The following is a 21,306-nucleotide window of genomic DNA, read 5'->3' as shown; positions in this document are numbered from 1 at the left end:
GCGCTGGCGAAATTCAAAGGGACTCAGCCCAGTAATGCGGATGGCTACCCAGATAAAACTGGTGAGTTCAACAAGCTGAAAGCGTAGCAACCAGATGCTTTGTGAAAGCCCACACATTTTGACCGTTTTCTGTAATTTCGCAAGTACGAGAGGCGCCTTATGTCAGATTGCCATCTAACAAGGGGTCGACACGAGCGAAGGGCTCTATATCTGCTTACTCATCCTCATTGACCCGATCACGCAACTCCTTGCCCGGCTTGAAATGTGGTACGAACTTGCCATCCAGACGCACCGACTGGCCAGTTTTCGGGTTACGCCCAACGCGCGGTGCGCGGTAGTGCAGCGAGAAGCTGCCGAAGCCACGAATCTCGATGCGATCTCCGGTGGACAGTGCCTGGGACATTTGCTCCAGCATCGTCTTGATGGCCAACTCGACATCCTTGGAGGACAGTTGCCCCTGATGAGTGACAATTCTTTCGATCAACTCCGACTTGGTCATGGTTTTCCCTTCTTTTTCAAGCGGCTAGAAGACTCGACGGCTTGGTTGTAGCACGCTGATCAGCTTTTGAACAGCCTAAAAAACAAGGTGTTAGCGAGTTTTGCGGTTAGTTGTGATAACGAGGGCTTCGTGTAGAAGGCTTGCCTCGAGGCGAAGCTTTTGGGTATTGGTTCAATATTGCGGGATGGCCACCATTCGCTGCGGGGCGCAGCTCCTACAAGGGGAGCTTTGTTTTGCAGTTTGGTGTGGGAGCCACGCCTCGGGGCGAAGCTTTTGGGTATGGGCTCAGTATTGCGGGATGGCTGCCATTCGCCGCGGGGCGCGGCTCCTACAGGGCAGCGCCGCTTACGGTTTGATGTAGGAGCCCCGCCTCGGGGCGAAGCTTTAGGGCATGGGCTCGGTATTGCGGGATGGCTGCCATTCGCCGCGGGGCGCGGCTCCTACAGAGGGAGCGTCGGCTGGCGCATTCGTGTAGGAGCCCCGCCTCGGGGCGAAGCTTTATTTGGCTCTGCCTCGGCTAAGCTGAACTGACGAACGCCAACGGAAGGGAATCCGATGACTGAGAAACGCTACGCCGCACATAAGCTTCGTGATGGACGCTGGTCCAGTAGCGGGCAAATCTATCTTGTCACCACCGTAACCAGGGATCGAATCCCTGTCTTTGCTGATTTCTCAGCGGCGCGCACGCTCATACAAGTCATTCGCCAGGATGAGCTGCTGGGATCGCACCAAACGCTCTGCTTTGTCGTGATGCCTGATCATCTGCACTGGCTGCTGCAACTACAGAGTGAGGATCTGGCCCGCCTGGTAGCCAGGGTCAAATCAATTTCCGCCAAGCGCCTGGGTAGGCCGATATGGCAGAAAGGCTTTCATGATCATGCGCTGCGCCGGGAGGAAGATGTTAGGAGCGTAGCGAGATATGTGGTGGCAAATCCTTTAAGAGCCGGGCTTGTGAAGCGGGTCGGTGATTATCCGCATTGGGATGCGCTGTGGGTATGAGGGCGACTGGGCGAAGCTTTTAGGTATTGGTTCGGTATTGCTGGATGGCTGCCATTCGCTGCGGGGCGCAGCTCCTACAGAGGGAGCGTCGACTGGCGTATTCGCGTAGGAGCCCCGCCTCGGGGCGAAGCTTTTGGGTATGGGCTCGGTATTGCGGGATGGCCACCATTCGCTGCGGGGCGCGGCTCCTACAAGTGGCGCGTTGTTTGGTGGATTGGTGTTGGAGCCCCGCCTCGGGGCGAAGCTTTTGGGTATGGGATCGGTATTGCTGGATGGCCGCTATTCGCCGCAGGACGCGCCCCTACAGGGCAGCGTCGTTTTGGGATGCATGAACGAAAAAGGGCGACCCGAGGGTCGCCCTTTTCCTGAATGGATTAACCGAACTTAGTTCTGTTTTTCCATTTGAGCACGGAGCAGATCACCAATGGTGGTCGGGCCGGTGCTTTCAACGTCTTGCTTGTTACGCAGTTCCTTCATCGCGTCCTTCTCGTCTTCAACGTCTTTCGACTTGACGGACAGGCTGATGACGCGGGACTTGCGGTCGACGCTGATGATCTTGGCTTCTACTTCGTCGCCTTCTTTCAGGACGTTGCGCGCGTCTTCAACGCGGTCACGGCTGATTTCGGAGGCTTTCAGAGTCGCTTCGATCTCGTTGCCCAGGTCGATGATGGCGCCCTTGGCGTCTACTTCTTTCACAACGCCACGGACGATGGTGCCCTTGTCGTTGATGGAGACGTAGTTGCTGAACGGATCGTCTTCCAGCTGCTTGATGCCCAGGGAGATGCGCTCACGCTCCGGGTCAACCGACAGGATGACGGTTTCCAGCTCGTCGCCCTTCTTGAAGCGACGCACGGCTTCTTCGCCGGCTTCGTTCCAGGAGATGTCGGACAGGTGAACCAGGCCGTCGATGCCGCCGTCCAGACCAATGAAGATACCGAAATCGGTGATCGACTTGATGGTGCCGGAGATCTTGTCACCCTTGTTGAACTGACCGGAGAAGTCTTCCCACGGGTTGGTCTTGCACTGCTTGATACCCAGGGAGATACGACGACGCTCTTCGTCGATGTCCAGAACCATGACTTCCACTTCGTCGCCGACGTTGACGACCTTCGACGGGTGGATGTTCTTGTTGGTCCAGTCCATTTCGGAAACGTGCACCAGACCTTCAACGCCTTCTTCCAGCTCAGCGAAGCAGCCGTAGTCGGTGAGGTTGGTGACGCGCGCCATGACGCGGGTGTTTTCCGGGTAACGAGCCTTGATGGCAACCCATGGGTCTTCGCCCAGTTGCTTCAGGCCCAGGGATACGCGGTTACGCTCGCGATCGTACTTCAGAACCTTGACGTCGATCTCGTCGCCAACGTTGACGATCTCGGACGGGTGCTTGATGCGCTTCCAAGCCATGTCGGTGATGTGCAGCAGGCCATCTACGCCGCCCAGGTCAACGAACGCACCGTAGTCGGTGAGGTTCTTGACGATACCTTTGACTTGCTGGCCTTCCTGCAGGGATTCCAGCAGAGCTTCGCGCTCGGCGCTGTTCTCGGCTTCCAGGACGCTGCGACGGGAAACGACAACGTTGTTGCGCTTCTGGTCCAGTTTGATGACCTTGAATTCCAGCTCTTTGCCTTCCAGGTGAGTGGTATCACGCACCGGACGGACGTCAACCAGGGAACCCGGCAGGAACGCGCGGATGCCGTTGACGTCAACGGTGAAGCCGCCTTTGACCTTACCGTTGATAACGCCCTTGACCACTTCTTCAGCGTTGAACGCAGCTTCCAGAACCAGCCAGGACTCAGCGCGCTTGGCTTTCTCGCGGGACAGCTTGGTTTCACCGAAGCCATCTTCAACCGCGTCCAGCGCAACGTGGACTTCGTCACCGACCTTGATGGTCAGCTCGCCTTGTTCGTTGAAGAACTGGTCGAGCGGGATGACGCCCTCGGACTTCAGGCCGGCGTGAACGGTAACCCAGTCACCGTCGATGTCGACCACGATACCGGTGATGATGGCGCCCGGCTGCATGTCGAGGGATTTCAGGCTTTCTTCAAATAGTTCTGCAAAGCTTTCGCTCATGTTGATTCCTGTTGATCAAGGGCGGGGATTCGCCCAAACCACACTCCAGACAATGTGGGTTCGTTCATGTGAAAAGAGGCCTACGGGACTAGGACTGGTCTCCCGCATGCCTCCTTGCGGACTGTTCGATTTAGAGCAACCGAAAGTCCTTACCCGGCGAGATCGCGATCGGCGACCTCGCTCAGAATTCGTTCAAGCACCTGCTCGATGGACAGTTCGGTTGAATCCAGCACTATTGCGTCGGCTGCCGGCTTGAGCGGAGCCACCGCGCGCTGGGTATCGCGCTCGTCGCGCGCCCGTATCTCGTCGAGAAGACTCGCGAGATTAACATCATCGCCTTTGGCCTTCAACTGCAAGTAGCGGCGGCGCGCACGTTCCTCGGCGCTGGCGGTGAGAAAGATCTTCAGCGGTGCGTCGGCGAATACCACGGTGCCCATGTCGCGACCATCGGCCACCAGGCCGGGCATTTCGCGAAAGGCACGCTGACGCTGCAGCAGCGCTTCCCGTACAGCCGGCAGCGAAGCGACCATGGAAGCACCGGCGCCGATCTGTTCGTTGCGGATGGCGTCGGTTACCTCCTCGCCTTCGAGGATGATGCGCTTATCGATGAACTGCACATCCAGATGTGCGGCCAGCTGCTTGAGCGACTCTTCGTTGGTCAGATCGATACCGTGGTTGCCGGCAGCGAAGGCCAGCAGGCGATAGAGCGCACCGGAGTCAAGCAGGTTCCAGCCCAGCTGCTTGGCCAGCAAGGTGCACAGCGTGCCCTTGCCCGACCCGCTCGGCCCATCGACGGTGATTACCGGGGCATTCATGCCTTGCCCTCTACAGCCACGTTGATGCCGACTTCAGCCGACAAGGCCAGGAAGTTGGGGAAGGACGTGGCGACGTTGGCACAGTCATGAATGCGGATCGGCGCAGTAGCGCGCAGCGAGGCGACGCTGAAGGACATGGCAATACGGTGGTCGCCATGCGCCCAGACCTCGCCACCGCCGATGCTACCGCCTTCGATGATGATGCCATCGGGGGTCGGCTCGGCCTTCACACCCAGCGCGATCAGGCCGTCAGCCATGACCTGGATACGATCAGACTCTTTCACCCGCAGCTCTTCGGCGCCGCGCAGCACGGTACGGCCTTCGGCACAGGCGGCGGCAACGAACAGCACCGGGAATTCATCGATGGCCAGCGGCACCAGGTCCTCCGGAATGTCGATGCCTTTGAGCTTGGCCGCTCGCACGCGAATGTCAGCTACCGGCTCGCCACCGACTTCACGCTGGTTTTCCAGGGTGATGTCGCCGCCCATCAGTTTGAGAATGTCGATCACACCGGTACGGGTCGGGTTGATGCCGACGTGCTCCAGCACCAGCTCGGAGCCTTCGGCGATGCTGGCAGCGACCAGGAAGAACGCCGCCGAGGAAATATCTGCCGGTACTTCGATGCGCGTGGCGGTCAGCTTGTGGCCGGCCTCGACACTGGCGGTACTGCCCTCGACGCTGACCGGGTAGCCGAAGCCGCGCAGCATGCGCTCGGTGTGATCACGGGTCGGCGCCGGCTCGGTCACCGAGGTGCTACCAGCGGCGTACAAGCCGGCCAGCAGCAGGCAGGATTTAACCTGAGCACTGGCCATCGGCATGTCGTAGGCCATGCCGGTCAGGCGCTGACCACCTTTGATGGTCAGCGGCGGACGACCTTCCGGACCGGTCTCGATGACCGCGCCCATTTCACGCAGCGGCTTGGCCACGCGGTTCATCGGGCGCTTGGACAGCGACGCATCACCGGTCAGCGTAGTGTCGAACGGCTGCGCGGCCAGCAAGCCGGAGAGCAGGCGCATGGAGGTGCCGGAGTTACCCATGTACAGCGGGCCGGCCGGCGCTTTCAGACCATGCAGGCCGACGCCATGGATGGTCACGCGGCCGTGGTGCGGGCCTTCGATGACCACGCCCATGTCGCGAAAGGCCTGCAACGTGGCCAGGGCATCCTCACCCTCGAGGAAGCCTTCTACCTCGGTGGTGCCTTCAGCCAGCGAGCCCAGCATGATCGAACGGTGAGAAATGGATTTGTCACCGGGGACGCGGATACGTCCGGACAGGCTGCTACCGGGTTTTGCCAGGAAAATCAGATCAGTCGAGTGCATAGCGTCCACATAGGCCCTGCGGGCCAGAATTTTGCTGAAATGTTCGCGGGCCACGCGGGCGCGGGTGAACACGCCCAGCAGTTGATGCCCATCCCCAGCGTCGACCGCATCGCGCAAGGCGTCGAGGTCGTCGCGAAACGTATCCAATGTGCGCAGCACGGCCTCGCGGTTGGCGAGGAAGATATCGTGCCACATCACCGGATCACTGCCGGCGATCCGCGTGAAATCGCGGAAACCGCCAGCGGCATAGCGGAAAATTTCCAGGTTCTCGCTGCGCTTGGCCAGCGAGTCGACCAGGGTAAAGGCCAGCAGGTGCGGCAGATGGCTGGTGGCGGCAAGCACCTGGTCGTGATGCTCGACCTCCATCGCCTCGACATCCGCCCCCAGCTCGCGCCACAATCCTTCGACCAGCGCCAGAGCCGCCTCATCGCTGTACTCGCAGGGCGTCAGGATGACCTTGTGGCGACGGAACAGCTCGGCGTTGGCCGCCTCCACCCCGCTCTGCTCGGAGCCCGCAATGGGATGGCCGGGCACCAGACGCACAGCCTTGCCGGAGAATGCCAGACGCGCCGCGCGCACGACATTACCCTTGGCGCTACCGACGTCGGTCAGCACGGCATTGCCGAGATCCAGCGCGGCCAGCTGAGCAAGCACCTTCTCCATGGCCAGGATAGGCACTGCCAGCTGGATGACATCAGCCCCCTGACAGGCGGCAGCAAGGTCGCTCTCGCAACGATCGACAACGCCCAGCTGTACCGCCAGACGACGCGATTCGGCATCCAGATCGACCCCCACCACTTCCCTGCACAGACCGCGCTCACGCAACCCCTTGGCGAAGGAGCCACCGATCAAGCCGAGGCCGACCACCACCAGGCGGCCGATCTTAGGCGCATTGGATTGCACTGCAGTGACAGTCACGCCGACAGTACCTTGGCCAAGGCCTCGAGGAAGCGTGCGTTCTCTTGCGGCAGGCCGATGGAGACACGCAGGAAATTCGGCATCCGGTAACCGGCCATCGGCCGCACGATCACCCCTTCACGTAGCAGCGCCTGGTTGATCGCAGCGGTGTCGCGACCAAAATCGACGGCGATGAAGTTGGCCTTGGAGGCAATCCAACTCAGCCCCAGAGCCCGCAAACCCTCTTCCAGCTGCTGCATGCCGGCATCGTTGAGGCGACGGCTTTCAGCGAGGTAGTCGGCATCACTCAGCGCCGCACAGGCAGCAGCCAGCGCAAGGCTGTTGACGTTGAACGGCTGACGCACGCGGTTGAGCACATCAGCAATGGCCGGCGAGCTGATGGCATAGCCGACACGCAGCGAGGCCAGGCCATAGGCCTTGGAGAAGGTGCGCGAGACCAGCAGGTTCGGGTAGCGCGCCAGGTAATCAAGGCCGTCCGGCAACTCGTCGCCTTCGGCGTATTCGATATAGGCTTCGTCCAGCACCACCAGCACCGACTCCGGCACCTTGGCCAGGAAGGTTTCCAGCGCGTCCGGGCCAAACCAGGTACCGGTCGGGTTGTTGGGGTTGGCGATGAAGACAACGCGGGTGTTGTCGTCGATGGCAGCAAGCATCGCCTGCAAATCATGGCCGTAATCCTTGGCCGGTACGATCTTGCCCTGTGCGCCAACTGCCTGAGTGGCAATGGGGTAAACCGCGAAAGCGTAGTCACTGAACACGGCGTTGAGGCCAGGCGCCAGGTAGGCGCGAGCAACCAGCTCAAGGATATCGTTGGAGCCATTACCCAGCGTCACCTGCGCAGCGTCGACACCGTAACGGGCAGCCAGCGCAGTCTTGAGGGTGAAGCCATTGCCATCCGGGTAGCGGGTCAGCTCGTCCAGTTCGGCGCGAATCGCTGCCAGCACTTTGGTGCTGGGCCCGAGCGGGTTTTCGTTGCTGGCCAGCTTGACGATACCGGCCGGGTCGAGACCCAGCTCACGGGCCAGCTCATCGACCGGCTTGCCGGGTACGTACGGAGACAGCTTTTGCACCCCTGGCTGGGCCAGGGTCAGAAAATCGCAACTCATTACAAAACCTCATTGTCTCGACCGAGCGCCACAGGCTTCGCAGGAGCAACTTCAATCGCGAACATCGCGGCTAAAGCCGCTCCTACAGGGACGCGGTTTACAGTACCGCCTTCGGATAAGAACCCAGCACCTTCAGCGCCACCGCTTCCTGAGCGAGCTTCTCCAGCACACCCTTGACCAATGGATCGCGATGGTGACCGACGAAATCGATGAAGAACACGTAGGTCCACTTGCCGCTGCGCGACGGGCGGGTCTCGATGCGAGTCAGGTCGATACCGTTGTTATGGAACGGCACCAGCAGCTCGTGCAGCGCACCCGGCTTGTTGCGCATCGAGACGATGATCGAGGTCTTGTCATCACCGGTCGGCGGCACTTCCTGACTGCCGATGATAAGGAAACGCGTGGAGTTGTCCGGGCGATCCTCGATCTTTTCCGCCAGTTTGGTCAGGCCATACAGGTTGGCCGCCATGTCGCCGGCAATCGCCGCACTGTTCCACTCGCTCTTCACTCGCTTGGCCGCGTCAGCGTTGCTGGAAACCGCCACGCGCTCGACGTTCGGGTAGTGCGCATCGAGCCACTTGCGGCACTGCGCCAGCGACTGGGCGTGGGAATAGATGCGGGTGATCTTGTCGGTCTGAGTGGTCTCGCCCACCAGCAGATGGTGGTGAATACGCAGCTCCACCTCGCCACAGATGACCATGTCGTGCTCGAGGAAGCTATCGAGGGTGTGGTTGATCGCGCCTTCGGTGGAGTTCTCCACCGGCACCACGCCGAAGTTGACCGCACCGGCAGCCACTTCGCGAAACACCTCGTCAATGGCCGCCATCGGCACGCTGATCACCGCATGACCGAAGTGCTTCATCGCTGCGGCCTGACTGAAGGTACCTTCAGGGCCGAGGTAGGCGACTTTCAGCGGATTTTCCAACGCCAGGCAGGAGGACATGATCTCGCGGAACAGCCGCGCCATTTCCTCGTTACCGAGCGGGCCCTGGTTGCGCGCCATCACGCGCTTGAGCACCTGAGCCTCGCGTTCAGGACGATAGAAGACCGGCGATTCGCCTTCCTTCAGCTCCTTCATCTTCACGCGGGCGACTTCTTCGGCGCAACGCGCGCGATCGCTGATCAGTTCGAGAATGCGCTCGTCGAGGTTGTCGATGCGTACGCGCAGCGCTTGCAGTTCCTGCTCCGAGATTACATCCGTCATTAGGCGTGCTCCTTCTCGAACTCGGCCATGTAGGCCACCAACGCCTCGACCGCATCCATACCTACGGCGTTGTAGATGGAGGCGCGCATGCCACCGACCGAGCGATGCCCTTTCAGGTTAAGCAGGCCGCGCTCATCGGCACCAGCAAGGAAGGCCTTGTCCAGCTTTTCGTCGGCCAGGCGGAACGGCACGTTCATCCAGGAACGGGCGTTGTGGGCGATGGGGTTGCTGTAGAAATCGCTATCGTCGATGGCCTTGTACAGCAGGTCCTTCTTGGCGCGGTTGATACGCTCCATGGCCTCGACGCCGCCCTGCTCCTTCAGCCACTGGAAGACCAGGCCGGAGAGGTACCAGGAATAGGTCGCCGGGGTGTTGTACATCGAGCCGTTATCGGCGGAGATCTTGTAGTCGAGCATGGTCGGGCAGCTGGAACGAGCGCGACCGAGCAGGTCTTCACGGACGATCACCACCACCAGACCGCTGGGGCCGATGTTCTTCTGCGCACCGGCGTAGATCAGACCGAACTGCGAGACGTCAATGGGGCGCGAGAGAATGTCCGAGGACATGTCCACCACCAGTGGAATATCGCCGGTCTGCGGCACCCAGTCGAACTGCAGACCGCCGATGGTCTCGTTGCTGCAGTAATGCACATAGGCGGCATTCTTCGACAGTTGCCAGTCGTTCTGCCCGGGAATGGCGAAGTAGTCGTAGGACTTGGCACTGGCGGCGACATTGATGGCGCCGTAGCGACGAGCCTCCTCAATGGCCTTCTTCGACCAGATGCCGGTCTCGACGTAGTCGGCCACGCCGTCTTCGGGCAGCAGGTTGAGCGGGATCTCGGCGAACTGCTGGCTGGCGCCGCCCTGCAGGAACAGCACCTTGTAGTCGCTGGGCACGGCGAGCAGATCGCGCAGGTCCTGCTCGGCCTGGCTGGCGATGGCAACGTACTCGTCGCTGCGATGGCTCATCTCCATCACCGAGAGGCCCTTGCCTTGCCAGTCGAGCATCTCGGCCTGGGCGCGTTGCAGTACAGCGGTCGGCAGCGCGGCCGGGCCGGCGCAGAAGTTAAAAGCTCGCTTGCTCACGTCTGTCTCTCTCAGATTCACAGAACGCCACCACCAGGCGATGGCATGTCCACACTGCTTGCCGATGGGTATCGCTGCGCTCAACCCACCCTACGCTCTGCGGGAGGCACTTTAGCGGCGACAGTCGCGGCTAAAGCCCCTCCCACAGGCTCTCACTCCTCGCTGCCTTCCTCGGCGTCGGCGACTGGTGCTTCGGCGCTTTCGGCGACTTCAGCGCCCTCTTCGCCTTCGACCAGCTCGTCCTCTTCCACCGCAGTCGGCTCCTGCACACGCTCCAGGCCGACCAGGGTCTCGTCCTTGGCCAGCTTGATCAGGGTCACACCCTGAGTGTTACGGCCCGAGCTGGAGACTTCGTCGACACGGGTACGCACCAGGGTGCCCTGATCGGAAATCAGCATGATTTCCTCGCCGTCCTGCACCTGGATGGCGCCGACCAACTTGCCGTTACGCTCGCTGGTAACCATGGCGATAACGCCCTGGCCGCCACGACCGCGACGGGGGAACTTGCCCAGACCGGTACGCTTGCCGAAGCCCCGCTCAGAGGCGGTGAGGATCTGCGCACCAGACTCCGGAATCAGCATGGAAATCAGTTGCTGATCCTTGGCCAGGCGCATGCCACGCACGCCACGAGCAGTACGACCCATGGTACGCACCTTGCTCTCGGCGAAGCGCAGCACCTTGCCAGCGTCGGAGAACAGCATGACTTCCTTGGCGCCGTCGGTGATGGCGGCAGCAATCAGGGTATCGCCCTCTTCCAGCTTCAGGGCGATCAGGCCGGCGCTACGCGGACGGCTGAACTGCACCAGCGGGGTCTTCTTCACGGTACCGAAGGCGGTGGCCATGAAGATGAAGGCGCCGGTCGGCTCGGCGACCAGTTCAGGGGTTTCGCCCTCGACTTCTTCGACTTCCTCGGCCTCGACCACCTCGGTGGCTTCGCCCTCGATCACTACGCCTTCGTCATCAAGATCTTCGTCTGCGCCGGCGCTCTGCTGCAGCGCTTCGAGGTCGATCTGCAGCATCGCGGTGATGCGCTCGCCCTCGCCCAGCGGCAGCAGGTTGACTAGCGGACGACCACGCGCAGCACGCGAGGCCTCGGGGATTTCGAAGGTACGCAGCCAGTACACCTTACCCTTGCTGGAGAACAGCAGCAGGGTCGCGTGGCTGTTGGCGACCAGCAGGTGTTCGACGTAGTCCTCGTCCTTCACGCCAGTGGCAGATTTGCCCTTGCCGCCGCGACGCTGCGCCTCGTAGGCCGCCAGCGGCTGGCTCTTGGCGTAGCCGCCGTGGGAGATGGTGACGACGCGCTCTTCTTCGGTGATCAGATCGGCAATGGTCAGATCCAGACGCGAGGCGACGATCTCGGTACGACGGGCATCACCGAACTCGGCCTTGACCTTCTCCAGTTCCTCGCGGATGACTTCCATCAAGCGCTCAGGGTTGGTCAGGATGCGGATCAGCTCGCCGATCAGGTTGAGAATTTCCTGGTACTCGGCCAGCAGCTTCTCGTGCTCCAGGCCGGTCAGGCGGTGCAGGCGCAATTCGAGGATGGCCTGAGCCTGCTCCGGCGACAGGTAGTACTTGCCGTCGCGTAAACCGTATTGCGCATCCAACCCTTCCGGGCGGCAGGAGTCGGCGCCCGCGCGCTCGACCATGGCTTCCACCGCACTGGATTCCCAGGCAGTGGCGATCAGGCGCTCCTTAGCTTCGGCCGGCGTCGGCGAGGCCTTGATCAGCTCGATCACCGGATCGATGTTCGACAGCGCTACCGCCTGGCCTTCGAGGATGTGGCCGCGCTCACGCGCCTTGCGCAGCTCGTAAACGGTACGGCGGGTCACCACTTCACGGCGGTGACGGATGAACACCTCAAGCATGTCCTTGAGGTTCATGATCTTCGGCTGACCGTCGACCAGCGCCACGACGTTGATGCCGAACACGCTCTGCATCTGGGTCTGGGCGTACAGGTTGTTCAGCACCACGTCCGGCACTTCACCACGACGCAGTTCGATCACCACGCGCATCCCGTCCTTGTCGGACTCGTCACGCAGCTCGGTGATGCCTTCGATCTTCTTCTCTTTGACCAGCTCAGCGATCTTCTCGATCAGACGCGCCTTGTTCAGCTGGTACGGCAGCTCGGTGACCACCAGCTGCTGGCGACCGCCGACCTTGTCGATGTCCTCGACCTCGACGCGAGCGCGGATATAGATGCGCCCACGGCCGGTACGATAGGCCTCGATGATGCCGGCACGGCCGTTGATGATGCCCGCAGTGGGGAAATCAGGGCCGGGGATGTACTGCATCAGGTCATCGACGGTCAGCTCGGCGTTGTCCATCAGCGCCAGGCAGCCGTCGATCACCTCGGTGAGGTTGTGCGGCGGGATGTTGGTGGCCATGCCCACGGCGATACCGGACGAGCCGTTGACCAGCAGGTTCGGCACCTTGGTCGGCATGACAGCAGGGATCTGCTCGGTGCCGTCGTAGTTGGGCACCCAGTCGACGGTTTCCTTGTCCAGGTCGGCCAGCAGCTCGTGGGCCAGTTTGGTCATGCGCACTTCGGTGTATCGCATGGCCGCGGCGTTGTCGCCGTCCACCGAACCGAAGTTGCCCTGACCGTCGACCAGCAGGTAGCGCAGGGAGAAGTCCTGCGCCATACGCACGATGGTGTCGTACACCGCGATGTCGCCGTGCGGGTGGTATTTACCGATTACGTCACCGACCACACGGGCGGATTTCTTGTAGGGCTTGTTCCAGTCGTTGCCCAGCTCGCTCATGGCGTAGAGCACACGACGGTGGACCGGCTTCAAGCCATCGCGCGCATCCGGCAGCGCACGCCCGACGATCACGCTCATCGCGTAGTCGAGGTAGGACTGTTTCAGCTCGTCTTCGATATTGACCGGGAGGATTTCTTTGGCCAGTTCGCCCATGAGAAGCCTGGTTCCTTTTTCTGGTGAAACTCCGCGTCATTCTTCCTGAACGCCATGGAGCACGTCGCGATAGCCTCAGGCCATCAGCGACTCACGACAAATCAACGAGTTATGTCACGATTCGATGCAGTGAGGGCGCCTGCAGTCAGCGCCCTTGAAAACTGCCGGAGATTACCACAAAGCGTGCCGCACACCTACCCCGAGCACCCTCATGGAGAAGCGGAGCAAACGAGACGGAAACAGGCGAAACGACCAACCTGCAGCAGCTACCTTACGACCAGTGAAAGCAAAGGCTTCGCCCCGAGGGCGGGGCTCCTACACCACGCCATCGAACACCGCAATCTGTGTAGGAGCCGCGCCCCGCGGCGAATAGCGGCCATGGCACGATATCCGGCCCATGCCTCGAAGGTGGTAAACCGCAAAAAAGCTGAAAAGCAAGGCTTCGCCCCGAGGGCGGGGCTCCTATACCACGCCATCGAACACCGCAATCTGTGTAGGAGCCGCGCCCCGCGGCGAATGGCGGCCATTGCACGATATCTGGCCCATGCCTCGAAGGTGGTAAACCGCAAGAAAGCTGAAAAGCAAAGGCTTCGCCCCGAGGGCGCCCCCCCTACACCACACCATCGAACACCGCAATCTGTGTAGGAGCCGCGCCCCGCGGCGAATGGCGGCCATTGCACGATATCTGGCCCATGCCTCGAAGGTGGTAACCGCAGGAAAGCTGAAAGAGCGAAGGCTTCGCCCCGGGGCGGGGCTCCTACGGGGAGCAAGCCGTGCTCGATCAGCTCAGTGCAGGCGCTTGCGACACATCAGCTGCGCCAGCTTGGCAGCGTCAGGACGCTCGATCACACCCTTCTCGGTCACGATGTAGTCGACCAGGTCCGCCGGCGTCACATCGAACACCGGATTGACCGCAGGCACATCGGCCGCGACTCGATGCCCCGCCACCTCCAGCAACTCAAGGCCATCGCGCTCTTCGAGCAGGATGTCCTCGCCACTTTCCAGATTCATGTCGATGGTCGAACTTGGCGCCACCACCATCAGCCGCACGCCGTGGTGCATGGCGTTGACCGCCAGCTGATAAGTGCCGATCTTGTTGGCCACATCACCGTTGGCGGTGATGCGATCAGCGCCGACAATGACCCAGGTGATGCCCTTGGTCTTCATCAGGTGAGCCGCCGCTGCATCGGCATTGAGCGTGACCGGCACGCCGTCACCCGCCAATTCCCAGGCCGTCAGTCGTGCTCCCTGCAGCCAGGGGCGGGTTTCATCGACATAGACCTGCTCGACCAAACCTTCCAGATACGCCGCACGGATCACCCCGAGCGCGGTGCCAAAGCCGCCGGTTGCCAGGGCACCGGCATTGCAGTGCGTCAGCAGCACTTGCGGATTGCCCTGATGCTTGCGAATCAGCTCCATGCCCAACTGCGCCATGGTCAGGTTGGCCTCACGGTCGCTGAGGTGAATCCCCACCGCCTCAGCCTCCAGCAGCGCCAGGATGTCGTCGCCATCCTTGAGTCTTGCAAGGCGTTCACGCATGCGCTGCAGAGCCCAGAACAGGTTTACCGCAGTCGGGCGCGAGCGCTCGAGATAGGCAAAATCGGCCCCCAACGCCTCACGCCAGTCACCACCGTCTTGTAGACGAGCACGGACACCCAGCACCAGCCCATAGGCAGCAGCGATGCCGATAGCCGGCGCGCCGCGCACCACCATATCGCGAATCGCGTCAGCCACCTCGGCGGCAGAATCGAAGCGCAACCAGGTCTGCCGATGCGGCAGCAGGCGCTGATCGAGCAGGTACAACACACCATCGCGCCACTCGATTGCCTGAACCTTCTCCACCGCCAGCAATTGCTCGCGCATCGCGCACTCCATCTGTCACCGCCAAAAAATCGCGGATTATACGCAGACCAACTGGCACCAGCCGAACTATCCGGCACGCCCCACGACTTCAAGCTGCGTGCGTTCATCTATACACTGGCGACCCTCCCTGCATCGATCAAGCCAGACGGACGCCCTCATGCCCGAATCTCCTCTCGACCTGTTGCTGCTGCCCACCTGGCTGGTGCCCGTGGAACCAGCCGGGGTCGTGCTGCGCGATCATGGCCTGGGAATCCGCGACGGGCAGATCGCACTGATCGCGCCACGTGCCGAGGCGCTGCGCCACCCGGCAACGGAAGTGCGAGAGCTGCCGCAGTGCCTGCTCACCCCCGGCCTGATCAACGCCCACGGCCACGCTGCGATGACGCTTTTGCGCGGCATTGCCGATGACCTGCCGCTGATGACCTGGCTGCACGAACATATCTGGCCCGCCGAAGGTAAGTGGGTCGACGAGGATTTCGTCCGCGACGGTACCGATCTGGCCATCGCAGAACAGATCAAGGGCGGCATCAGTTGCTTTTCCGACATGTACTTCTACCCGCAGACCGCCGCCGAACGCGTGCACAACGCCGGCGTGCGCGCGCAGATCACCGTTCCCGTGCTGGACTTCCCGGTACCCGGCGCACTCAATGCTGCCGAAGCCCTACGCACGAGCCTGCAATTGTTCGATGACCTCAAGCAGCACCCGCGCATCCGCATCGCTTTCGGCCCCCACGCGCCGTACACGGTCAGCGACGACAAGCTCGAGCAGATTCGCGTACTGGCTGACGAGCTGGATGCCGGCATTCATATGCACGTGCACGAAACTGCCCAGGAAGTGACTGAAGCCGTCGCCAAGCACGGCGAACGCCCACTGGCCCGCCTGGCCCGCCTCGGCCTGCTCAGCCCGCGCTTCCAGGCGGTGCACATGACGCAGATCGATGACGAGGATCTGGCACTGCTGGTGGAGCACAATTGCAGCATCGTGCATTGCCCCGAGTCCAACCTCAAACTGGCCAGCGGCTTCTGCCCGGTCGAGCGCCTATGGCAGGCTGGCGTCAACGTCGCCATTGGCACCGATGGCGCCGCCAGCAACAACGACCTCGACCTGCTCGGCGAAACCCGTACCGCCGCCCTGCTGGCCAAGGCCGTCGCCGGCTCCGCCACCGCCCTGAACGCTCACAGCGCCTTGCGCATGGCTACCTTGAATGGCGCCCGCGCACTGGGACTGGAAACACAGACCGGCTCGCTGGAACTGGGCAAGCTGGCCGATGTGGTCGCCTTCGATCTTTCCGGCCTGGCCCAGCAACCGATCTACGACCCGGTGTCGCAACTCATCTATGCCAGCGGCCGCGACTGCGTCAAGCATTTGTGGGTTGGCGGCAAGCAGCTGCTGGACGACGGCCGCCTGACGCGCATGGACGAAAGCGAGCTGATCGCCAAGGCCAGGGAATGGGGAGCCAGAATTGCCAGCAAGTAACACTGCTTATCCTCCCCTCTCCCGCTTGCGGGAGAGGGGCTGGGGGAGAGGGCCAGGAAACACTGAGCTATTCGCCTGGCCCTCTCCCCAACCCTCTCCCATAAATGGGAGAGGGGGCAGACCTAGTATCAACGAAATAAATGAGCAGCGGATAAACCTTGGGCGCGACAACATTCCCAAACCACTGCGACAAACTGACATACATTGAACGAATCCGCGCCGCCCCACGCCCGTTCTTAAACTGGCAACATAGCGGCGATATGCTTTCCATGCTTTGAATAGAGATGCTTATGAGCAACGTCGACCGCGCCGAAATCGCCAAATTCGAGGCCCTGGCACACCGCTGGTGGGACCGCGAGAGCGAGTTCAAACCCCTGCACGACATCAACCCACTGCGGGTCAACTGGATCGACGAGCGAGTCGGTCTGGCCGGTAAACGCGTTCTCGACGTCGGCTGCGGCGGCGGCATTCTCAGTGAGGCCATGGCCCAGCGCGGCGCAACGGTGACGGGCATCGACATGGGTGAAGCGCCGCTGTCGGTCGCCAGGTTGCACCAACTGGAATCCGGTGTGGAAGTCGACTACCGGCAGATCACCGCGGAAGCCCTGGCCAAGGAAATGCCAGGCCAGTTCGACGTCGTCACCTGCCTGGAGATGCTCGAGCACGTACCCGATCCGTCCTCGGTCATCCGCGCCTGCTACACGCTGGTCAAGCCGGGCGGCCAGGTGTTCTTCTCCACCATCAACCGCAACCCCAAGGCGTACCTGTTCGCGGTGATCGGCGCCGAATACATCCTGCGCTTGCTGCCACGCGGCACCCACGACTTCAAGAAATTCATCCGCCCCTCCGAGCTCGGCGCCTGGAGCCGCGCAGCCGGGCTGGAGGTCAAGGACATCATCGGCCTGACCTACAACCCGCTGACCAAACACTACAAGCTGGAAGCGGACGTCGACGTCAACTACATGATCCAGACGCTGCGCAAGGAGTAGAACGCATGCGTTTGAAAGCAGTTCTTTTCGACATGGACGGCACCCTGCTCGATTCGGCACCGGACTTCATCGCCATTACCCAGGCCATGCGCGCGACCCGCGGCCTGCCGCCAGTGGCAGAAAAGGCCATTCGTGACCAGGTATCCGGCGGCGCTCGCGCCATGGTCGCCTGCGCTTTCGATGAAGACCCGGACTCGGCCGCCTTTGAAACCCTGCGCCAGGAGTTTCTGGAGCGTTACCAGCAACACTGCGCCGTCCTCACCCGCCCGTTCGACGGCATCGAAGCCCTGCTCGACGACATCGAACAGGCGCGCCTGTTGTGGGGCGTCGCCACCAACAAACCGGTGCGTTACGCCGAGCCGATCATGCAGGGTTTGAATCTGGCCGAACGCTCGGCAGTGCTGGTCTGCCCGGACCATGTCGAGCAAAGCAAACCCGCGCCGGACATGCTGCTGCTCGCCTGCCAGCAGATGGGGGTCAAACCCGAGGAAGTGCTGTTCATCGGCGATGACGCGCGCGACATCGAATCCGGTCGCGCCGCTGGCTGCCGCACCGCAGCAGTGACCTATGGCTACATCCACCCCGAAGACAACCCGCGCAACTGGGGCGCCGATGTGGTCGTGGATCACCCTCAGGAGCTGCGTGCGGTGCTCGATCGCGCCATTTGCAGCTGTTGATCGCGCAGGCCGGGTGAAACCCGGCCACTCTGCCATTTTTGGCGGGCTTCGCCCGCCCTACCCTTAGAGCCCTTCGAAGGATTCTCACATGTTCGACTACACCGCCCGCCCAGACCTGCTCAAGGATCGCGTCATCCTGATCACCGGTGCCGGCCGCGGTATTGGCGCCGCCGCCGCCAAGAGCTTCGCCGCCCATGGCGCGACGGTGCTGCTGCTGGGCAAGACCGAGGCCAACCTGAGCCAGGTTTATGACGAGATTGAGGCGGCCGGCCACCCGCAACCGGTGGTAATCCCCTTCAATCTGGAAACCGCCCTGCCGCACCAGTACGACGAACTGGCGGTGATGATCGAGAACGAGTTCGGCCGCCTCGATGGCCTGCTGCACAATGCCTCGATCCTCGGCCCGCGCACGCCGCTGGAGCAGCTCTCCGGCGACAACTTCATGCGTGTCATGCACGTCAACGTCAACGCCATGTTCATGCTCAGCAGCACCCTGCTGCCACTGCTCAAACTGTCGGAGGATGCCTCCGTCGCCTTCACCTCCAGCAGCGTCGGACGCAAGGGGCGCGCATACTGGGGCGCCTACGCAGTATCGAAATTCGCCACCGAAGGCCTGATGCAGGTCATGGCTGACGAGCTGGACGGCATCGCCAACGTGCGTGCCAACAGCATCAACCCGGGCGCGACCCGCACCGCCATGCGCGCGCAAGCCTACCCCGGGGAAAACCCGGCGACCCGCCCACTGCCGGAAGAGATCATGCCGATCTATCTCTACCTGATGGGCCCGGACAGCAAGGGCGTCAACGGCCAGGCGTTCGACGCCCAGTGATTGCACGCCGTGGCCCGCTGCTAGTCAGCGGGCCATCGCCGACAAAAATCCGCCACCAACCTTGCCAAGCGACAGCACATTGCCAGCATCAGCGTCAGGCAACCGGCAAGCACTTGCCGAGCAGCACTTTTAAAAACATCTAAGTGACTGACTTCACAAGACTTTAAGCCAACTTGAACCACCTGGCACGAAATTCGCTCTAACCCTCTCGTCGCACCATCAGCGCCAGAGGTTCAGCTCCATGGTTCCCCCCAGCCAATCCAACACCATCGATTTCGATGCCGCCAAGCTGCAGCGTCTCGGCTTTACCGGCAGTCGCAATCTGCCGCTCAAGCCCGCGAACCTGATAGAGCTGCGCCACCAACTCAGTCTGCAACTGCAGACCAGCCTGGACGTGGAACGAATCCTCACGCTGTTCTTTCGTGAAGTGCAGCGTCTGGTGGCGTTCGATGCGCTGGCTTTTCAGCATCCGTCGCATGACCTGCGCCTCGAGCTGGGCGAGCGCGCTCCGCACTCGGCCGGCTATCGCCTGAGCCATGAGGGAGAATACCTGGGTGAGCTGATTTTCCGTCGCAAGCAGCGCTTTGCCGAAGACGAACTGACCCAGCTGGAGTCGCTGCTGGCCAGCCTGCTGTTCCCGCTGCGCAACGCCCTGCTCTACCGCACCGCACTGCAAAGTGCGCTGCGCGACCCGCTGACCGACACCGGCAACCGCATCGCCATGGATCAGGTGCTGCAGCGTGAGGTGGATCTGGCCCGCCGCAACCTGCAACCGCTGTCACTGCTGATGCTCGACATCGATCACTTCAAGAGCATCAACGACAACCATGGCCACACGCTTGGCGACGAAGTACTGAAAGCGGTCGCCCAGACTCTGAAGAACCAGTTGCGCAATATCGATATGGTCTTTCGCTACGGTGGCGAGGAATTTCTGGTGATTCTCTCCGGCACCAACCGCGAGGGGGCTGCGCTGGTAGGCGAGCGCCTGCGCTTTGCGGTGATGGAACTGCAATGCCTGGATGCCGGCCGCGCCATCGACGTGTCCATCAGCCTGGGCTGCTCCAGCCTGCTGCCGGGCGAGTCTGCCGAAAGCCTGCTGCGCCGCGCCGATAACGCACTCTATGTGGCCAAACGCGAAGGCCGTAACCGCCTGTCCATGGCCGGCTGAGAGGCCGCCCTGCGTAGCCCGGATGAAACGGGAATGCTCTGAAGGCAATGGTTCAAGCTAGATTCGGGACACAGAATGAAAAAAGGGACTCCGCGGAGTCCCTTTTCGTTTATCAGCGCTTGCGGCCGAAGCCGGGGCGCTGACCATCGCCGGCGGGTGGACGCTTACCGGGTGTTGCCGGACGCGGCTTGCGTGCCGGACGCTCGGACAACTCGACGGCCGGACGCGGCTGACGCTTCTTCACATCACTCGGGCGCTCCGCTACCGGCGTGCCACGACCGTTTTCACGACGCTCACCACTGTCTTTGCGCGGGCCACGCGGCGCGCGCTGCTCGCCATCCTCACGGCGCGGCGCACGGCTCGGGCGGGTACTCTCGGCCCCTGCCTCATCCTTGGCCGGACGCAGCACACGCTTGCCACGCACCTCCACCGGTTTGGCCGACTTGCGCTGCAGACGGTCGAGCTTCTCGCGGGTCTTTTCCTTCATCGCCGGCAGCGCCTGCGGGGTCAGGCCCACTTCGGCGCTGAGAATGTCCACTTCACGCTGGTCCATTTCGCGCCAGCGGCCCATGGTCAACTCGGAAGTGAGGAAAACCGGGCCGAAACGCACGCGCTTCAGGCGGCTGACTACCAGGCCCTGGGACTCCCACAGGCGACGCACTTCGCGGTTACGCCCTTCCATCACCACGCAGTGGTACCAGTGGTTGAAGCCTTCGCCGCCGGGCGCTTCCTTGATGTCGGTGAACTTGGCCGGACCATCCTCGAGCATCACGCCATTCTTGAGGTTCTCCAGCATTTCCTCGGTGACTTCGCCACGCACACGCACCGCGTATTCGCGGTCCATCTGATAGGACGGGTGCATCAGGCGGTTGGCCAGTTCACCGTCAGTGGTGAACAGCAACAGGCCGGTGGTATTGATATCGAGGCGACCGATGTTGATCCAGCGGCCTTCTTTGGGGCGCGGCAGACGATCGAATACGGTGGGGCGGCCTTCCGGGTCATCACGGGTGCAGATCTCGCCATCCGGCTTGTTGTAGATCAGCACGCGGCGAACCGAGCCGGTGATTTCTTCGCGCTTGAGCAAGCGGCCATCAAGAGCGATGGCGTCGTTGGCATCGACGCGCTGGCCCAGGGTCGCAGCAGCGCCGTTGACCTTGACCCGACCTTCGGCGATCCAGGTCTCGATCTCGCGGCGCGAAGCCAGCCCGAGGCGGGCCAGGACTTTCTGCAGTTTCTCGCCTGCAGGACGCGGTTGTTCGTGCTCAGTCATCGTGGGCACCTCCCGGTGTAGTAGTTGATGATCGAAGGGCGCGCATCATACGCACTACGGAGCCCTTAGGGTAGACGAGGCTCGGCCAAACGACAGCGAA

The 21,306-nt window shown here is 62.0% G+C and carries 16 protein-coding genes; 6 read left to right on the top strand and 10 right to left on the bottom strand.

From position 1 onward, the window contains the following. Positions 1-214 precede the first annotated feature (214 nt). Positions 215-499: an integration host factor subunit beta gene (ihfB, locus tag AAEQ75_RS17290; RefSeq protein ID WP_143497302.1), complete on the bottom strand. Its 285-nt coding sequence runs from the start codon at positions 497-499 to the stop codon at positions 215-217. A gap of 555 nt (positions 500-1,054) precedes the next feature. Here ihfB and AAEQ75_RS17285 point away from each other — a divergent pair. Next, positions 1,055-1,498 (top strand): REP-associated tyrosine transposase, encoded by a 444-nt coding sequence (locus tag AAEQ75_RS17285; RefSeq protein WP_343349885.1) that lies wholly within the window; start codon positions 1,055-1,057, stop codon positions 1,496-1,498. 384 nt (positions 1,499-1,882) lie between these two features. Here AAEQ75_RS17285 and rpsA read toward each other — a convergent pair whose 3' ends face one another. The 8 genes from rpsA to mtnA all read right to left on the bottom strand — a co-directional run bounded on the left by rpsA (position 1,883) and on the right by mtnA (position 14,796). Further along, a complete protein-coding gene (rpsA, locus tag AAEQ75_RS17280; protein ID WP_074861018.1) occupies positions 1,883-3,565 on the bottom strand; it encodes a 30S ribosomal protein S1 in 1,683 nt (560 codons plus the stop codon). Positions 3,566-3,714: 149 nt separating this feature from the next. After that, positions 3,715-4,380, bottom strand: coding sequence for a (d)CMP kinase (gene cmk / locus AAEQ75_RS17275; RefSeq protein ID WP_343349884.1), 666 nt, complete (start codon positions 4,378-4,380; stop codon positions 3,715-3,717). After that, positions 4,377-6,617, bottom strand: a complete 2,241-nt coding sequence (locus AAEQ75_RS17270) for a bifunctional prephenate dehydrogenase/3-phosphoshikimate 1-carboxyvinyltransferase (protein WP_343349883.1) — start codon at positions 6,615-6,617, stop codon at positions 4,377-4,379. Before AAEQ75_RS17270 ends, cmk begins: the two co-directional genes overlap by 4 nt. Then, a complete protein-coding gene (hisC, locus tag AAEQ75_RS17265; protein WP_316916181.1) occupies positions 6,614-7,723 on the bottom strand; it encodes a histidinol-phosphate transaminase in 1,110 nt (369 codons plus the stop codon). The genes AAEQ75_RS17270 and hisC overlap by 4 nt, the downstream gene beginning before the upstream one ends. A 97-nt stretch (positions 7,724-7,820) precedes the next feature. Beyond that, positions 7,821-8,927 (bottom strand): prephenate dehydratase, encoded by a 1,107-nt coding sequence (pheA, locus tag AAEQ75_RS17260; protein WP_256834855.1) that lies wholly within the window; start codon positions 8,925-8,927, stop codon positions 7,821-7,823. After that, positions 8,927-10,012, bottom strand: a complete 1,086-nt coding sequence (gene serC / locus AAEQ75_RS17255; protein ID WP_343349882.1) for a 3-phosphoserine/phosphohydroxythreonine transaminase — start codon at positions 10,010-10,012, stop codon at positions 8,927-8,929. Before serC ends, pheA begins: the two co-directional genes overlap by 1 nt. A 152-nt stretch (positions 10,013-10,164) precedes the next feature. Next, positions 10,165-12,933: a DNA gyrase subunit A gene (gyrA, locus tag AAEQ75_RS17250; protein ID WP_343349880.1), complete on the bottom strand. Its 2,769-nt coding sequence runs from the start codon at positions 12,931-12,933 to the stop codon at positions 10,165-10,167. 786 nt (positions 12,934-13,719) lie between these two features. After that, positions 13,720-14,796, bottom strand: coding sequence for an S-methyl-5-thioribose-1-phosphate isomerase (gene mtnA, locus AAEQ75_RS17245; RefSeq protein WP_343349878.1), 1,077 nt, complete (start codon positions 14,794-14,796; stop codon positions 13,720-13,722). A gap of 157 nt (positions 14,797-14,953) precedes the next feature. On the opposite strand from mtnA, the gene AAEQ75_RS17240 reads away from it, so the two are divergent. The 5 genes from AAEQ75_RS17240 (at position 14,954) to AAEQ75_RS17220 (ending at position 19,936) form a co-directional block, all read left to right on the top strand. Then, entirely contained in the window at positions 14,954-16,273 is a 1,320-nt protein-coding gene (locus AAEQ75_RS17240) for a TRZ/ATZ family hydrolase (RefSeq protein WP_343349877.1), read from the top strand. Between the two features lie 290 nt (positions 16,274-16,563). Beyond that, positions 16,564-17,262, top strand: coding sequence for a bifunctional 2-polyprenyl-6-hydroxyphenol methylase/3-demethylubiquinol 3-O-methyltransferase UbiG (gene ubiG / locus AAEQ75_RS17235; RefSeq protein WP_343349876.1), 699 nt, complete (start codon positions 16,564-16,566; stop codon positions 17,260-17,262). Between the two features lie 5 nt (positions 17,263-17,267). Next, positions 17,268-17,939 carry an N-acetylmuramic acid 6-phosphate phosphatase MupP gene (gene mupP / locus AAEQ75_RS17230; protein ID WP_343349875.1) on the top strand — a complete coding sequence of 224 codons (672 nt, stop codon included), beginning with the start codon at positions 17,268-17,270 and terminating at the stop codon, positions 17,937-17,939. 88 nt (positions 17,940-18,027) lie between these two features. Beyond that, entirely contained in the window at positions 18,028-18,768 is a 741-nt protein-coding gene (locus AAEQ75_RS17225; protein ID WP_343349874.1) for a YciK family oxidoreductase, read from the top strand. A gap of 241 nt (positions 18,769-19,009) precedes the next feature. After that, positions 19,010-19,936, top strand: a complete 927-nt coding sequence (locus AAEQ75_RS17220; RefSeq protein WP_079783992.1) for a GGDEF domain-containing protein — start codon at positions 19,010-19,012, stop codon at positions 19,934-19,936. A gap of 112 nt (positions 19,937-20,048) precedes the next feature. Here the strand turns inward: AAEQ75_RS17220 and rluB are convergent, their stop codons facing one another. Beyond that, entirely contained in the window at positions 20,049-21,206 is a 1,158-nt protein-coding gene (rluB, locus tag AAEQ75_RS17215) for a 23S rRNA pseudouridine(2605) synthase RluB (RefSeq protein ID WP_055987125.1), read from the bottom strand. Between the last annotated feature and the right edge of the window lie 100 nt (positions 21,207-21,306).

It is taken from the genome of Pseudomonas sediminis, assembly GCF_039555755.1.
Lineage (GTDB): Bacteria > Pseudomonadota > Gammaproteobacteria > Pseudomonadales > Pseudomonadaceae > Aquipseudomonas > Aquipseudomonas mendocina_D.
Note: the sequence above shows the minus strand (reverse complement) of the source record. Positions and strands in the feature narration are given on the sequence as shown.

Bases quoted from the DNA above. Each gene is read 5' to 3' on its own strand.
- ihfB (WP_143497302.1), bottom strand. From the start codon at position 499: ATGACCAAGTCGGAGTTGATCGAAAGAATTGTCACTCATCAGGGGCAA.
- AAEQ75_RS17285 (WP_343349885.1), top strand. From the start codon at position 1,055: ATGACTGAGAAACGCTACGCCGCACATAAGCTTCGTGATGGACGCTGG.
- rpsA (WP_074861018.1), bottom strand. From the start codon at position 3,565: ATGAGCGAAAGCTTTGCAGAACTATTTGAAGAAAGCCTGAAATCCCTC.
- cmk (WP_343349884.1), bottom strand. From the start codon at position 4,380: ATGAATGCCCCGGTAATCACCGTCGATGGGCCGAGCGGGTCGGGCAAG.
- hisC (WP_316916181.1), bottom strand. From the start codon at position 7,723: ATGAGTTGCGATTTTCTGACCCTGGCCCAGCCAGGGGTGCAAAAGCTG.
- pheA (WP_256834855.1), bottom strand. From the start codon at position 8,927: ATGACGGATGTAATCTCGGAGCAGGAACTGCAAGCGCTGCGCGTACGC.
- gyrA (WP_343349880.1), bottom strand. From the start codon at position 12,933: ATGGGCGAACTGGCCAAAGAAATCCTCCCGGTCAATATCGAAGACGAG.
- mtnA (WP_343349878.1), bottom strand. From the start codon at position 14,796: ATGCGCGAGCAATTGCTGGCGGTGGAGAAGGTTCAGGCAATCGAGTGG.
- AAEQ75_RS17240 (WP_343349877.1), top strand. From the start codon at position 14,954: ATGCCCGAATCTCCTCTCGACCTGTTGCTGCTGCCCACCTGGCTGGTG.
- ubiG (WP_343349876.1), top strand. From the start codon at position 16,564: ATGAGCAACGTCGACCGCGCCGAAATCGCCAAATTCGAGGCCCTGGCA.
- mupP (WP_343349875.1), top strand. From the start codon at position 17,268: ATGCGTTTGAAAGCAGTTCTTTTCGACATGGACGGCACCCTGCTCGAT.
- AAEQ75_RS17225 (WP_343349874.1), top strand. From the start codon at position 18,028: ATGTTCGACTACACCGCCCGCCCAGACCTGCTCAAGGATCGCGTCATC.
- AAEQ75_RS17220 (WP_079783992.1), top strand. From the start codon at position 19,010: ATGGTTCCCCCCAGCCAATCCAACACCATCGATTTCGATGCCGCCAAG.
- rluB (WP_055987125.1), bottom strand. From the start codon at position 21,206: ATGACTGAGCACGAACAACCGCGTCCTGCAGGCGAGAAACTGCAGAAA.